Source organism: Sodalis ligni, assembly GCF_016865525.2.
Taxonomy (GTDB): domain Bacteria; phylum Pseudomonadota; class Gammaproteobacteria; order Enterobacterales; family Enterobacteriaceae; genus Acerihabitans; species Acerihabitans ligni.
In genome coordinates, this window is sequence record NZ_CP075169.1 from 246,659 (window position 1) to 260,965 (window position 14,307).

Genomic DNA, 14,307 nt, shown 5'->3' on the forward strand with positions numbered 1-14,307 from the left:
GTCCCGCGCCGGGGGCGGCTACAAAGGTTATGGTATGTCCGAGCAGTTCCTTTACTTTTTGCAGCAGTTGTTCAACGGTTTGACGTTGGGCAGCACCTATGCATTGATTGCCATTGGCTACACCATGGTTTACGGCATTATCGGCATGATTAACTTCGCCCATGGCGAGGTGTATATGATCGGTAGCTATGTTTCGTTTATTGTCATTGCCGCGTTGATGATGATGGGTATCGATGCCGGCTGGCTTTTGATAGGCGCCGGGTTTATCGCGGCCATCGTCATCGCCAGCGCGTATGGCTGGAGTATCGAGCGGGTGGCCTACAAGCCCGTGCGCTCCTCAAAACGCCTGATAGCCCTGATTTCCGCTATCGGCATGTCCATCTTTCTGCAGAATTATGTCAGCCTGTCGCAGGGGTCCCGCGATCTGGCGCTGCCTAACCTGGTGAGCGGCCAGTGGATCCTGGGGCAAAACAACGGTTTTGTTACCAGCATCAGTACCATGCAATTCATTATCTGGGCAGTGACCTTTGTCGCCATGCTGGCATTGACGCTGTTTATCCGCTATTCCCGCATGGGACGCGCCTGCCGCGCCTGTGCTGAAGATTTGAAGATGGCCAGCCTGCTGGGCATCAGTACCGACCGGGTGATTTCGCTGACGTTTGTGATCGGCGCGGCGATGGCGGCGGTGGCGGGCGTGTTGCTCGGCCAGTTTTACGGCGTGATCAACCCCTATATCGGCTTTATGGCCGGCATGAAGGCGTTTACCGCCGCGGTGCTGGGCGGTATCGGCAGTATTCCCGGCGCCATGCTGGGGGGATTGATTCTAGGCGTGGCGGAAGCCCTTACGTCGGCTTACCTGAGCAGCGAATACAAAGATGTGGTGTCGTTTGCCCTGCTTATCGTGGTGCTGCTGGTATTGCCTACCGGGATTCTGGGCCGTCCGGAGGTTGAGAAGGTATGAAGATCAATACGTTCTTCGGCGCGCTGTTGTCCGCGCTGATGTTATTAGTGCTGGCCTCTATCGTCATGGGGATGCAGCTTAGCCTGGACGGCACCCGCCTGGTGGTGCACGGCGCCGGACAGGTGCGCTGGTATTGGATTGGCGCCGGCTGCGGGGTAGTGTTCCTGTTCCAGCTGCTGCGGCCCTCGTTCCAGCAGGGCCTGCAAAAAATCAGCGGCCCGTCCTGGGTGCTGCCCAGCTTCGACGGTTCCACGCCGCGCCAGAAATGGCTGGCGCTGGTGATGATCCTGGCCGCCATCGCCTGGCCGTTCCTGGTGTCCCGCGGTACGGTGGATATCGCCACTCTGACCCTGATTTATATCATGCTGGGCCTCGGCCTGAACGTGGTGGTGGGGTTGTCCGGCTTATTGGTATTGGGCTATGGCGGCTTTTATGCCATCGGGGCGTATACCTATGCCCTACTGACCCATTATTACGGCCTGAGTTTCTGGGAGTGCCTGCCGCTGTCCGGACTGGTCGCGGCGGTGTTCGGCCTGCTGCTGGGATTCCCGGTGTTGCGGCTGCGCGGGGACTATCTGGCGATTGTCACGCTGGGATTCGGCGAAATCGTCCGTATCCTGCTGCTGAATAACACCGAATTGACCGGCGGTCCGAACGGCATCAGCCAGATACCGAAACCGACCTTGTTCGGCCTTGAGTTCAGCCGTGAGGCACGGGAGGGGGGATGGGATACCTTTCATCACTTTTTCGGCCTGAAATATGACCCCAACGATCGCATCATCTTCTTATATATGGTGGCGCTGCTGCTGGTTATCTTGACGCTGTTTATCATCAATCGCCTGCTGCGCATGCCGCTGGGCCGGGCCTGGGAGGCGCTGCGGGAAGATGAGATTGCCTGTCGTTCCCTGGGTTTGAGCCCTACAAGAATCAAACTGACCGCTTTCACCATCAGCTCGGCGTTCGCCGGTTTTGCCGGTACGCTGTTCGCCGCGCGGCAGGGGTTTGTCAGTCCGGAATCGTTCACCTTCGTCGAATCCGCCTTTGTGCTGGCCATTGTGGTCTTGGGAGGCATGGGATCGCAGTTCGCGGTGATCCTGGCGGCGATTCTGCTGGTGGTCTCCCGTGAACTGATGCGGGACCTGAACCAATACAGCATGCTGTTGCTGGGTGCCCTGATGGTATTGATGATGATCTGGCGGCCGCAGGGCCTGCTGCCGATGAAACGTCCGCAAATGAAAATGAAAACCGGTAAAGGAGCGCAGGCATGAGCGACGCTGCTTTACAGCCGTTATTGTCCGTCCGGCAATTGTCCATGCGTTTCGGCGGCCTGCTGGCGGTGAATCAAGTGGATCTGGACCTGTTCCCCGGCGAAATCGTCTCCCTTATCGGCCCCAACGGCGCCGGCAAGACCACGGTATTCAATTGCCTCACCGGTTTCTACCGCCCCACCGGCGGCACTATCCTGCTGCGGGATCAGCATCTGGAGGGACTGCCGGGCCAGAAAATCGCCCGGATGGGCGTGGTGCGGACATTCCAGCACGTGCGGCTGTTCCGCGAGATGACGGTGATTGAGAATTTGCTGGTGGCCCAACATCAGCACCTGAAGAGCGGGGTATTCGCCGGCTTGCTGAAAACCCGCGCCTTCCGCCAGGCGGAAGCCGAGGCGCAGGATTACGCCGGTACCTGGCTGGACCGCGTGGGCTTGCTGGAGATGGCCAACCGCCAGGCGGGGAATCTGGCTTACGGCCAGCAGCGCCGGCTGGAAATCGCCCGCTGCATGGTGACCCGTCCTTCGCTGTTGATGCTGGACGAGCCGGCGGCGGGCCTGAACCCGAATGAAACCGCCGAACTGAATAATCTGATCGCGGAGCTGCGTTCACAACATAACGTCTCGGTATTGTTAATCGAGCATGATATGAAGCTGGTGATGGGCATTTCCGATCGAATTTATGTCGTTAATCAGGGGACGCCTCTGGCGAACGGCACCCCCGCTGAAATCCGTTCCAATCCGGACGTGATTCGGGCTTACCTGGGTGAGGCCTGATGAGTAAGAGAACAGAGATGCTGTCATTTAATCAAGTATCGGCCCATTACGGTAAAATCCAGGCGCTGCACGAGGTGAGTCTGCATATCGAACAGGGTGAAATCGTGACGCTTATCGGCGCCAACGGCGCGGGCAAGACCACCCTGCTGGGCACATTATGCGGCGATCCCCGTGCCACCGCCGGGGAGATATTCTTCGACGGCAATGAGATAACCCATTGGCCCACGGCGCGCATTACTCGCGCCACCATCGCTATCGTACCGGAAGGCCGCCGGGTCTTTTCGCGCATGACGGTGGAAGAGAACCTGGCGATGGGGGGCTTTTTTGCCGACCGCGTGCAGTATCAGCAGCGCATCAAACGCGTATATGAACTGTTCCCCCGACTCTACGAGCGGCGCATCCAGCGCGCCGGCACCATGTCCGGCGGCGAACAGCAGATGCTGGCCATCGGCCGGGCCCTGATGAGCCAGCCCAGGCTGCTGCTGCTGGACGAGCCCTCCCTGGGCCTGGCGCCGATTATCATCCAGCAGATATTCGATACCATCGAGCAGCTGCGCCAGGAAGGGATGACCATCTTCCTGGTGGAACAGAACGCCAACCAGGCGCTGAAGCTGGCGGATCGCGGCTATGTGCTGGAAAACGGCCGCATCGTGCTGGAGGATACCGGCGCGGCGCTGCTGGCCAATGAAGCGGTGCGCAGCGCGTATTTGGGGGGATAAATAAGACAGTGCGGCGCGGACTTTCCCACAGACATGCCTGTCTTCGCCATCGCTGATGGCGGGGCGGCGTGTCTTAGGCTAAGCGGCCATCATCTGTAAAAAGCTATCCCGCAGCGCATCCTTTATGTCTGGATTCCATGCCACCCCAATCTGCCAAAGGGCGTGGCTTTCCTCCGGCTGCACAATACTCACGCCCGTCGGCAGAAAATGGCTGATACCGGAGGGCAGCAAAGCCACACCGTTTCCCGCCGCGATTAATGCTAATAGGCTATGTATATCATCAGCGGCAGAGGAACATTTGGCGCTGAGATGATTTAATTTGAGGAAAAGGGCTGATTGCTCGGCCAGGCAGCGCCCGCGGCGCGGATTGATTTGCAGCAGCGGGTGTATTTCAAGTATGCGCTGGATATTCGCGGGATCCGCCTGAACGCTTGCAGGAACAGCCAGTACCAGTTTCTCTTCCATCAGCACCTTGGCTTTAAGGGGTTCGGGCATCGGCAAGCGGATAAAACCGGCCTGAAGTTGTCCCTCAATGAGCATTCGGCATTGCATATTGGACGGAATGTCATTTAACGATACTTCTACATTGGGGAATTGTTCACGAAAAGTATGTACCCAGGCAGGAGCAAGCTGAAATGACGATATGCCGAACCCAAGCGCCAGTTTTCCCTCGTTGCCTTCCCGTATTCGGGAGGTATATTCCTGAAAGTCATCGAAATGTTTCAGCAATTCGCCTGTTTTGGCATAAAGCTGTTTCCCCGCCAACGTGAGCATGGAACCATGGCGGCCACGCCGGAAGAGACTGACGCCGATCTGGTGCTCAAGCGCTTGAATTTGCTTGGTCAATGCAGGTTGCGTCAAGCACAGGATTTCGGCCGCGGCGTGATAACTTCCCAGCTCCGCCAAGGTAACGAATGACCGCAACAGCTTTATATCCATTCATCCATTCCCGCCGCTTATCAAACCTGGAAAAAAAGTCATTATACAGTGTGGTTTTTATGGGTGACATTGATATTCCTTTCAGGCAGTCGCCGCCATCCACATTAAGCGCGACGCGCTATTGTGTCATGGAGAAATAATAGATGAGTGAGAAAATAGCGGCGGTCTTGTTTGATATGGACGGCGTATTAATCGATTCACGGGCCGTCATTGAGCAGGGATGGCGCGAGGCTGCCCAAATGTACGGGCGCCGGATCGCACCGGAAGACATCGTTAAGCACATCCATGGACAGCCCGGGCCGCATACCATTCGCGCGCTATTCCATGATCTGCCGCTTTCCGATCAGGCGAAGGTTCAGGCGCATATTATCCATGTTGAAAATACCGCCGATTGCGAACCCATTCCGGGCGTGGCGCAGCTTATCGCTTCCCTCGGTTCGGCCGGGATTCCGGTGGGTATCGTCACCAGCGGTTGGCGCCTGAAAATCGATCGGGTCATCGCGTTACTCCAGGCTGAGCCCTATATCTCGGTAATCGTTGAACGGGATGACGTGGCCCGTGGCAAACCCCACCCCGATCCCTACCTGCTCGCGGCCGAACGTCTGGGTATACCCGCGAGCAGAACCGTCGTTTTCGAGGACGCCAAGAGCGGGGTGACTTCTGCTGTCGCCGCCGGCGCCTATTGCATCGGCATCGGCGATGAAGACCTGATACCCCTTGGCGCAAAAGTCGTCGTACCCGACTTCCGGGGCATGAAAGTCATCGTCAACGACGCGACAGGCGCTATCCTTTCATTCTGCCCAGGGTATGAGGTAATCGTGGAGCGGATTTCTGCGCATCATGACAAACGGCCGGCACTATGAGGCTACGGGGGCTAAGGGAACGGCGGGCGTGCATTTACTCTGACGGACCTGAAAGTCCTGCTATCGGCTCGTTATCTTACGAGACGTGTGCAGAACGCGCTCGATAAGCACCTCCTCATCGCGTATATCGTACATCAGGACATAGCGTCCGTAAGTGCAGCTTCTCCGGCTTTTTCCTAACTCTGAACGTTCGCGATAGGGCCGGGGATTTTCACATATCAGCTTACACTACTCGAGCAGCTCATGGGTAAAGCTGAACGCGAGTGTGGCCTTGTACCGTACCCCAGCGGCCTTGCAGAGAGCGAGCTAGTTTTGTTGCCGCGCCAGTGTTCGGGTTATTCCACCTCGAACGCGCTTTCATATTGCCGGCCGCCGTGCCAGAAGCCCGTGATGTTAACTTCCTGAGCTTCGTCATTCACCACTATGGCGATAATGGTGCGTTTTCGATAGTGGGTTATCCGTAACCCCGGCAACAGTTCGTCGCGCCGGTTTCCTCTGTACGGGAACTGCGCTAACGATTCGCAGTAACTCACAACGCCGTCCGTATAGCTTTGTGCTACACCCGCCGAAGCGGCGTCAGCGATATAGTCATAGAGTGCGATAAGCTGTTTGTTCGCTTCCGGTGCGAACACCACCCGATAGTCCGTCATGCCTTTTTGGTTTTCTCCCTGTGGGCCCGCGCTAGGTTGGCGCGCACTTCGTCCGCGCTCATTCCCCTGCTTGGGTCGGCCTTAAGCGCTTGATACGCCGGGACCACCTCTTCGCGCAGCCAGGTTTCCATGGCTCTATCGCGCGCGTCCAACGCTCGTAGTCCTTCGCGGATAACTTCGCTTTCCGAGGCATATTCGCCGCTGGCGACTTTGGATTTTACATTGGCTGCCATTTCATTGGGCAGGGTAATGCTCATTTGTTGTGTGGTGCGCATCGCGTTTCTCCTCCTAATGAGTAGGATTTAATCATACTCATTTTTGTCGCCCACGTCATCTGCCAGCAGGTCGGCCAGCAGTCCGGTGTCTTCATCAGCATCCGGACCTTCGCTCTCCGTCTGTTCCGCCGGGTGCGTCGACGCATGCACCGCCGACAGCGCCACCGGTCACCACGGTGGCTGTGCCTACCGCCGCCCCTAGTGCCGCCATAAATGTAATAAAATATTACTATAACTTTTAATCAGGCATTATGCGGCGCATTGAATGAAATTCAACTACTTATTGACCGGCGGTGTGGCGTGGTTTATGGCCGATAAAGCATAGGTCCGCATAGCAGGAGGGAGATTCAATTCGATAATTTAAGGGATTCTTCATTTCTCGTAGCAAGCCCGCTGTCATCCCGCTGTCACAACCCTGTTCTTATTCTGTCATTTCGACATGTCATGTTACAGACCGATGAATTTTTTCGTTGGGCATTCAGGAGACAGGCATGTTGAAGCACAGTATCCGTATAACAACAATGAGCATTGCACTGACGCTGGCGTTAAGCACCGGCGCGCAGGCCGTAACCGAAATACCTTTTTGGCATTCGATGGAGGGCGCGCTGGGCACCGAAGTCGACTCCTTGGCGACCCGTTTTAACCAATCCCAGTCGGATTATCGCATTGTCCCTTCTTACAAGGGCAACTACGAACAAAGCCTGGCGGCCGGCATCGCCGCGTATCGCACCGGCAATGCGCCGGCGATTCTTCAGGTGTATGAAGTCGGTACCGCCACCATGATGGCAAGCCATGCCATTAAACCGGTTTACCAGGTATTCGAGCAGGCCGGTATCAAAAACGATGAATCGGCATTCGTGCCAACGGTCTCGGGATATTACAGCGACAGCAAAACCGGCCATCTGCTCTCCCAGCCGTTCAATAGCTCCACGCCAGTGCTTTATTACAATAAAGACGCGTTCAAAAAAGCCGGTTTGAACCCCGATGTCGCGCCCAAGACCTGGCAGGAACTGGCGGAAGATGCGTCCAAACTGCGCGCCGGCGGCATGACCTGCGGTTACGCCAGCGGCTGGCAGGGCTGGATCCAGATTGAAAACTTCAGTGCCTGGCACGCCCTGCCGGTGGCCACCGAAAACAACGGCTTCGGCGGTTTCGATGCGGTGCTGGTGTTTAATAAACCCCTACAGGTCAAGCATATCCAGCTGCTGGAGGATATGAACAAGAAAGGCGATTTCAGTTATTACGGCCGTAAAGACGAGTCCACCGCGAAATTCTATAACGGCGAATGCGCAATGACCACCGCCTCCTCCGGTTCGCTGGCGGACATCCGTCAATATGCCAAATTCAATTACGGCGTGGGTATGATGCCTTATGACGCCGACGTGAAAGACGCGCCGCAGAACGCCATTATCGGCGGCGCCAGCCTGTGGGTTATGAACGGCAAGGACGACAACACCTATAAAGGCGTGGCGGAGTTCCTGCAGTTCCTGTCCAAACCGGACATTGCCGCCGAATGGCACCAGAAAACCGGTTATCTGCCCATCACCACCGCCGCCTATGAATTAACCAAGTCCCAGGGTTTTTATGATAAAAATCCCGGTTCGGATATTGCCACCAAACAGATGCTGAACAAACCGCCGTTGCCCTTCACCAAAGGGTTACGGTTGGGCAATATGCCGCAAATCCGCACCGTGGTGGATGAAGAGCTGGAACGGGTCTGGACCGGTAAAGCCACGCCGCAGGAAGCATTGGACAATGCGGTGAAACGCGGTAACGAGCTGCTGCGCCGCTTTGAACAATCGGTACGTTAAATCCACCCTTTCGACCCGCGGGTTATTGCCCCGGGTCGTTTTGCGTCCACCGGATTGGGTTGTCTATGGCTAACGCTCCGCATCGCGGTTTTACCAACACATGGCTGCCTTATGTCCTGCTGCTGCCGCAATTGGCGATTACCGCGGTATTTTTTCTCTGGCCGGCGGGAAAAGCGCTGTGGTATTCGGTACAACAGGTGGACCCCTTCGGCCTGTCCAGCACTTTTGTCGGCCTCGATAATTTCATCCGGCTGTCGCAGGATGAGTACTATCTGGCTTCTTTTGAAACCACGATGATTTTCAGCGGGTTGGTCACCGGTATCGGCCTGGTGGTCTCGCTATTTCTGGCCGCGCTGGTGGATCATGTCCTGCGGGCCAAGCGCATCTATCAAACCCTGTTGCTGTTGCCTTACGCCATCGCCCCGGCCGTGGCGGCGGTACTGTGGATGTTCCTGTTCAATCCCGGTATGGGATTGGTGAGTTATCTGCTGAACCACTTCGGCTATCTGTGGAATCATGCGCAGAATAGCGGCCAGGCGATGTTCCTAGTGGTGCTGATTTCCGTATGGCAGCAGGTCAGCTACAACTTTTTGTTTTTCCTCGCCGCGCTGCAGTCCATACCCCGTTCCCTGGTGGAAGCGGCGGCCATCGACGGAGCCGGTCCGGTCAGGCGCTTTTTTACCATTACGCTGCCGTTAATCTCGCCGGTGAGTTTTTTCCTGCTGGTGGTGAATCTGGTGTACGCCTTTTTCGATACCTTCCCGGTCATTGACGCGGCCACCGCCGGCGGTCCGGTGCAGGCCACCACCACGCTTATCTATAAAATCTATCGTGAAGGCTTTGCCGGATTGGATCTGGCCAATTCGGCGGCGCAATCCGTGGTGTTGATGATCCTGGTAATGATTTTGACGGTTATTCAGTTTCGTTTTGTGGAACGTAAGGTGCGCTACCAATGATTGAACATCGCCGCGGACTGGATATCTTTAGCCACATCATGCTGATTCTGGGGGTGGCCATCATCCTGCTGCCGTTATACATCGCCCTGGTGGCGGCGACGCTGGATGATAAACAAGTATTCCAGGTGCCCCTTACCCTGCTGCCGGGCAGTGCGCTGTGGGATAATATCCGCCATGTCTGGCTGCAAGGCGTCGGTTCCCAGGCGGTGCCGTTCAGCCGGCTGCTGTTCAATAGCCTGGTCATGGCCCTGGGTATCACCATCGGCAAGATTTTTGTCTCGATTTTATCCGCTTATGCCATTGTCTATTTCCGCTTCCCGCTGCGCAGCCTGTTCTTTTGGTTGATTTTCATGACGCTGATGCTGCCGGTGGAAGTGCGTATTTTCCCCACCGTCGATGTTATCGCCAATCTGCATTTACTGGACAGCTATACCGGGTTGACCCTGCCGTTGATGGCTTCGGCCACCGCCACCTTCCTGTTCCGTCAGTTTTTTTTAACCGTACCCCATGAATTGCTGGAAGCGGCGCGCATCGACGGCGCCGGCCCGCTGCGGTTTTTTTGGGATATTTTGCTGCCGCTGTCGAAAACCAACTTGGCGGCATTGTTCGTGATCACCTTTATCTACGGCTGGAATCAGTATTTATGGCCGATTCTGATTATCAATAACGGCGCCATGGGTACGGCGGTGGCGGGCATTAAAAGCATGATATCCCTGGGAGACGGCACCACACAGTGGAATGACGTGATGGCGGCAATGCTGCTTACCATGCTTCCGCCGGTGGCGATCGTGCTGCTGATGCAGCGCTGGTTTGTGCGCGGGCTGGTTGACAGTGAGAAATAATTATCTATGGCAAGTCTAATTTTACGATCGGTGGTCAAAAGCTATGACGGCCGCACCCCGGTAATCGCGCCGCTGGATCTGGATGTGGCCGACGGTGAATTTATCGTGCTGGTGGGACCTTCCGGCTGCGGCAAATCCACTCTGCTGCGCATGGTGGCCGGGCTGGAAAGCGTGAGCAGCGGCGATATCTATATTGACGGCGAGCGGGTAACCGAACGCGAGCCCAAAGATCGCGGCATTGCCATGGTGTTTCAGAATTATGCCTTATATCCCCATATGAGCGTTTATGACAATATGGCCTACGGCCTGAAAATCCGCGGCTTCGGCAAGCAGCATATCCGCAAGCTGGTGGATAACGTCGCGCAAATGCTGGAGCTGGAGGGGTTGTTGGCCCGCAAACCGCGGGAACTCTCCGGCGGGCAGCGGCAGCGCGTGGCCATGGGGCGGGCATTGGTGCGCGAACCGGCGGTGTTTTTATTTGACGAGCCGCTATCAAACCTGGACGCGAAGCTGCGCACCCAAATGCGCCTGGAGCTGCAACTGCTGCACCGGCGCCTGCGGACCACCAGTCTCTATGTCACCCACGATCAGGTGGAGGCCATGACCCTGGCGGAGCGGGTGATAGTCATGAACAAAGGCCGGGTGGAGCAAATCGGCACCCCGACGGAAATTTACCGCCGGCCGGCGTCGCTGTTTGTGGCCGGTTTCATGGGATCGCCGGCGATGAATCTGCTGCCCGGCCGAGTCAGCGAAGACGGCGGTTTTTTTAACATAACGGGCGGTCCCTCCCTCCCTTTTCCCGGTTTTGCCGCATTATGGCGCGGACGCGAGTTGACCGCGGGTATCCGTCCGGAGCATATTGAACAATCCAGGTCCAAAACCGGGGGTGTTGAATTGGAAGTCGTGACCCTTGAACAGCTTGGGGCCGATAATCTGGTCCACGGACGCTGGGGCGCCTGCGATATCGTAATGCGGCTCTCCCATGACGACCAACCCGCCATCGGCACGGTCCTCCCTATATTGTGCCCGGCCCAGGCATGGCACTTTTTTGATCCCTTAAGCGGATCCCGGGTGGAAATATGACAGAAGATTGGCCTTACCCGACTATTGTAGCCCACCGCGGCGGCGGCGCGCAGGCGCCCGAAAACACCCTGTCCGCCATTGATACCGGAGCGCGTCTGGGACAGAAGATGATTGAAGTGGACGCCAAGCTCTCCGCTGACGGGCAGATATTTTTGTTACATGACGATACCCTAGAACGCACCACCAACGGCCGGGGCATTGCCGGCGAGCAGCCTTGGGAGACGCTTTCCAGGCTGGATGCCGGCGAGTGGTACAGCGATGCTTTTCGCGAGGAGCCTTTGCCCCTGCTCACCGAGGTGGCGGCGCGCTGCGCCAAATATGGAATGGCGGTGAATATAGAAATAAAACCCACCACCGGCGCCGATGTTGAAACCGGCCGCGCCGTTGCGCTGGCGGCTAGGGAGCTGTGGCGCCATATGTCGCCGCCGCCGCTGTTATCCTCGTTTTCCGTCGAGGCGCTGGCCGAGGCGCTGAAAAGCGCGCCGGAACTACCGCGCGGACTATTGCTCGACGAATGGGACGACAACTGGCCGGCGCTGTCTCAGCGGCTGGAATGCAGCGCCCTGCATCTTAATCACGAACTGCTGACTGAAGAGCGCGTCACGAAGATTATCGACGCCGGTTTGCATATCCTGGCCTATACGGTGAACAGTCCCTATCGTGCGCGAACACTGCTAAGCTGGGGCGTCGATTCCCTCTGCACCGACCGGATAGACCTGATTGACGCCGATTTCGGCGCCGATTTCACCGAGAGCGCGAATTAGCCTCCTGCTTCAACCGATCAAATTCCGCCGGCAACCGGCGCCCTGCTTAGTGCGGTGAAAATTCCGCCGGGAAGGGCGCCATGCGTGAACGGTGCCGATTTCGCAATGAGCCGGCATCCTGTTTAAACGGTACTGATTCTGCCGTTACGGGTTTTGCTGCAGTTGATTGGCCGGCGCGTTTTGCTGCGTTCGCTGCCGATCGGCATTGAGCTGGGATTGCAGCTGGCTGCGCTGCTGGTCTCGTTGCATTTGCTGTTGAAGCTGTAAGCGGGTTTGCTGCTGTTGCGTGTTCATTTGCATTTGCTGCTGCAAATGCTGCTGGGCCGGCGACGGCGTGAAGGGCGGGTAAGGCTGCCCGGCAACCCCGGGCTTTTGCGCCGCCGACACCGCGCAGGCCGCCAGCGCGATCGTCAAACCCAGCCATATCATTAATTTCATATACACCTCGTTGGTGACACCCTACGTTAATTTTACGCCAAACCGGTGGAAACGCAGGGTTAGACTGTGCTTATTGCGATTCATGCCGCAGGATAAAAAAACCATAGGGTGCTAAGTTAATTAATAATTCGTTAGTTTACCATTTGGGTGAAGAATGTTTCTTGCCATTGTCTCCCGTTGCCGGGTCGGCTTATTACTGGCGGCGCTGTGTTCCCAGGCACTGCTATTGCCGGCCGCCGGCGCACCCCTCACTTACGGGGTTGAAAGCGATATTCATCACCCGGTCACCGCCCGGCACGGCATGGTCTCCACCGTGGACGAGACGGCCACTCGGGTGGGGGTGGATGTACTGCGCGCCGGCGGCAATGCGGTGGATGCGGCGGTGGCGGTGGGTTATGCCCTGGCGGTGACCCATCCGCAGGCGGGCAATCTCGGGGGCGGCGGCTTTATGCTGATTCGTACCGCCGCGGGCAAGACGGCGGCGGTGGATTTTCGGGAAATGGCGCCTGCCGGGGCCACCCGCAATATGTTTATCGGTACGGACGGAAAGGCCGACAGTCGGCTATCCCTGTTAAGTCCCCTGGCATCCGGCACCCCCGGCACGGTGGCGGGATTGTCCTTGGCGCTGGAACGATACGGTTCCTGGCCGTTGCAACGGGTGATGCAGCCGGCCATCGCCCTGGCAAAGAACGGATTTATCGTTAACCGGGCCCTGGCGTCCGATCTGGCCGGCTATGGCAAAGAAGTGCTCGTTAACCACCCGAACAGTAAAGCGGTATTTTTCAAGGCAGACGGACAGCCCTACGCAGAGGGGGAAAAACTGGTACAGCCGCAATTGGCCCATAGCTTGGAGTCCATCGCAGCCCAGGGGCCGGCGGCTTTTTATCGGGGCGCTATCGCCGATGACATCGCCGGCGAGATGCAGCGGCAGGGGGGATTGATTAGCAAGGCGGATCTGGCGGCCTACCGCGCGGTGGAACGCCAGCCGGTATCCGGCACCTATCGCGGCTACCGGGTTTATTCCATGCCGCCGCCGTCCTCCGGCGGTATCCATATCATCGAGATCCTGAATATTCTGGAGAATTTTGATTTGGCGAAAATGGGCGCCGGCAGCGCCGATACCATCCAGGTGATGTCGGAAGCGATGAAATTCGCCTATGCCGATCGCTCGGAATACCTTGGCGATCCCGATTTTATCAACGTGCCGGTAGCCGCACTCACCAACAAAGCCTATGCCAAAACCCTGGCGCAGCGCATCAACCTGGCACATGCCATTCCTTCCACCCAGATCAAGCCCGGCCGGATTCAGCCTTACGAGAGCGACCAAACCACCCATTATTCCATTGTCGACGGGCAGGGGAACGCAGTGGCGGTAACCTATACCCTGAACACCTTCTTCGGCAGCGGTATCATGGCGGGCAACAGCGGCATCCTGTTGAATAATGAAATGGATGATTTTGCCGCCCAGCCGGGCGTACCGAACATGTACGGGCTGGTGGGAGGGGATGCCAACGCGGTACAGGCGCGCAAGCGGCCGCTGTCGTCCATGTCCCCCACCATTGTGGAAAAAGACGGTAAAATCTGGCTGGTTACCGGCAGCCCGGGGGGCAGCCGAATTATTACCACCGTCCTGCAAATCCTCGTGGACACCATCGATTTCAAACAGAATATCGCCGACGCCACCGATGCGCCGCGTTTCCATCAGCAGTGGACGCCGGATGAGCTGCGGGTGGAAAAAGGCTTCAGTCCGGATACGCTGAGGCTATTATCTGAAAAAGGCCAGCATGTGTCGGTTCAACCGGTCATGGGCAGCACGCAGAGCATCATGGTGATGCCCGACGGCACCCTCAGCGGCGCATCCGATCCAAGAACCATAGATGATTTGACCGCTGGTTATTAGGGCCGGCCCCGCAGTTACCCTATGCACAACGCAATTGCCAGAGCGGGCGCGTGTTAAAGGGA

Annotated in this window: 17 protein-coding genes; 11 read left to right on the plus strand and 6 right to left on the minus strand. The window is 57.2% G+C overall.

Going from position 1 to position 14,307, the window contains the following annotated elements:
* Nucleotides 1–34 precede the first annotated feature (34 nt).
* From livH to livF, 4 genes are read left to right on the plus strand one after another with little or no spacing between them, the layout of a single operon-like run.
* Nucleotides 35–961, plus strand: coding sequence for a high-affinity branched-chain amino acid ABC transporter permease LivH (livH, locus tag GTU79_RS01085; RefSeq protein ID WP_132923887.1), 927 nt, complete (start codon nt 35–37; stop codon nt 959–961).
* Nucleotides 958–2,229: a high-affinity branched-chain amino acid ABC transporter permease LivM gene (locus GTU79_RS01090; protein ID WP_203524426.1), complete on the plus strand. Its 1,272-nt coding sequence runs from the start codon at nt 958–960 to the stop codon at nt 2,227–2,229. Before livH ends, GTU79_RS01090 begins: the two co-directional genes overlap by 4 nt.
* Nucleotides 2,226–3,005, plus strand: coding sequence for a high-affinity branched-chain amino acid ABC transporter ATP-binding protein LivG (gene livG / locus GTU79_RS01095; RefSeq protein WP_132923885.1), 780 nt, complete (start codon nt 2,226–2,228; stop codon nt 3,003–3,005). Before GTU79_RS01090 ends, livG begins: the two co-directional genes overlap by 4 nt.
* A gap of 17 nt (nt 3,006–3,022) precedes the next feature.
* Nucleotides 3,023–3,724, plus strand: coding sequence for a high-affinity branched-chain amino acid ABC transporter ATP-binding protein LivF (gene livF / locus GTU79_RS01100; RefSeq protein ID WP_132927913.1), 702 nt, complete (start codon nt 3,023–3,025; stop codon nt 3,722–3,724).
* A gap of 78 nt (nt 3,725–3,802) precedes the next feature.
* On the opposite strand, the gene GTU79_RS01105 is transcribed toward livF, so the two are convergent.
* The gene (locus GTU79_RS01105) at nt 3,803–4,663 is read right to left on the minus strand and encodes a LysR family transcriptional regulator (RefSeq protein ID WP_132923884.1); all 861 of its coding nucleotides are present in this window, start codon (nt 4,661–4,663) and stop codon (nt 3,803–3,805) included.
* Nucleotides 4,664–4,806: 143 nt separating this feature from the next.
* On the opposite strand from GTU79_RS01105, the gene GTU79_RS01110 reads away from it, so the two are divergent.
* Entirely contained in the window at nt 4,807–5,526 is a 720-nt protein-coding gene (locus GTU79_RS01110) for an HAD family hydrolase (protein WP_203524425.1), read from the plus strand.
* Nucleotides 5,527–5,586: 60 nt separating this feature from the next.
* Here GTU79_RS01110 and GTU79_RS31260 read toward each other — a convergent pair whose 3' ends face one another.
* The 4 genes from GTU79_RS31260 to GTU79_RS01130 all read right to left on the minus strand — a co-directional run bounded on the left by GTU79_RS31260 (nt 5,587) and on the right by GTU79_RS01130 (nt 6,616).
* On the minus strand, nt 5,587–5,748 hold the full coding sequence (locus GTU79_RS31260; protein ID WP_203524541.1) for a type II toxin-antitoxin system RelE/ParE family toxin: 162 nt from the start codon (nt 5,746–5,748) through the stop codon (nt 5,587–5,589).
* A gap of 113 nt (nt 5,749–5,861) precedes the next feature.
* Nucleotides 5,862–6,176 (minus strand): type II toxin-antitoxin system RelE/ParE family toxin, encoded by a 315-nt coding sequence (locus GTU79_RS01120; protein ID WP_203524424.1) that lies wholly within the window; start codon nt 6,174–6,176, stop codon nt 5,862–5,864.
* Nucleotides 6,173–6,451, minus strand: a complete 279-nt coding sequence (locus GTU79_RS01125) for a type II toxin-antitoxin system ParD family antitoxin (RefSeq protein WP_203524423.1) — start codon at nt 6,449–6,451, stop codon at nt 6,173–6,175. The genes GTU79_RS01120 and GTU79_RS01125 overlap by 4 nt, the downstream gene beginning before the upstream one ends.
* A 27-nt stretch (nt 6,452–6,478) precedes the next feature.
* Nucleotides 6,479–6,616, minus strand: a complete 138-nt coding sequence (locus GTU79_RS01130; RefSeq protein WP_214514206.1) for a hypothetical protein — start codon at nt 6,614–6,616, stop codon at nt 6,479–6,481.
* A gap of 356 nt (nt 6,617–6,972) precedes the next feature.
* Between GTU79_RS01130 and ugpB the strand changes: the two genes are divergently transcribed.
* From ugpB to ugpQ, 5 genes are all read left to right on the plus strand, one after another.
* A complete protein-coding gene (gene ugpB / locus GTU79_RS01135) occupies nt 6,973–8,262 on the plus strand; it encodes a sn-glycerol-3-phosphate ABC transporter substrate-binding protein UgpB (RefSeq protein WP_420854220.1) in 1,290 nt (429 codons plus the stop codon).
* Nucleotides 8,263–8,327: 65 nt separating this feature from the next.
* Nucleotides 8,328–9,218 (plus strand): sn-glycerol-3-phosphate ABC transporter permease UgpA, encoded by an 891-nt coding sequence (gene ugpA, locus GTU79_RS01140; RefSeq protein ID WP_203524421.1) that lies wholly within the window; start codon nt 8,328–8,330, stop codon nt 9,216–9,218.
* The gene (ugpE, locus tag GTU79_RS01145) at nt 9,215–10,060 is read left to right on the plus strand and encodes a sn-glycerol-3-phosphate ABC transporter permease UgpE (RefSeq protein ID WP_203524420.1); all 846 of its coding nucleotides are present in this window, start codon (nt 9,215–9,217) and stop codon (nt 10,058–10,060) included. The genes ugpA and ugpE overlap by 4 nt, the downstream gene beginning before the upstream one ends.
* A gap of 6 nt (nt 10,061–10,066) precedes the next feature.
* Entirely contained in the window at nt 10,067–11,143 is a 1,077-nt protein-coding gene (locus GTU79_RS01150; protein WP_132923877.1) for a sn-glycerol-3-phosphate import ATP-binding protein UgpC, read from the plus strand.
* Entirely contained in the window at nt 11,140–11,907 is a 768-nt protein-coding gene (ugpQ, locus tag GTU79_RS01155; RefSeq protein ID WP_203524419.1) for a glycerophosphodiester phosphodiesterase, read from the plus strand. The genes GTU79_RS01150 and ugpQ overlap by 4 nt, the downstream gene beginning before the upstream one ends.
* Nucleotides 11,908–12,051: 144 nt before the next feature.
* Here ugpQ and GTU79_RS01160 read toward each other — a convergent pair whose 3' ends face one another.
* A complete protein-coding gene (locus GTU79_RS01160) occupies nt 12,052–12,345 on the minus strand; it encodes a DUF2756 domain-containing protein (RefSeq protein WP_203524418.1) in 294 nt (97 codons plus the stop codon).
* A 154-nt stretch (nt 12,346–12,499) separates the two neighbouring features.
* Here GTU79_RS01160 and ggt point away from each other — a divergent pair, with 154 nt between their 5' ends.
* Nucleotides 12,500–14,245 carry a gamma-glutamyltransferase gene (gene ggt, locus GTU79_RS01165; RefSeq protein WP_203524417.1) on the plus strand — a complete coding sequence of 582 codons (1,746 nt, stop codon included), beginning with the start codon at nt 12,500–12,502 and terminating at the stop codon, nt 14,243–14,245.
* Nucleotides 14,246–14,307 lie beyond the last annotated feature (62 nt).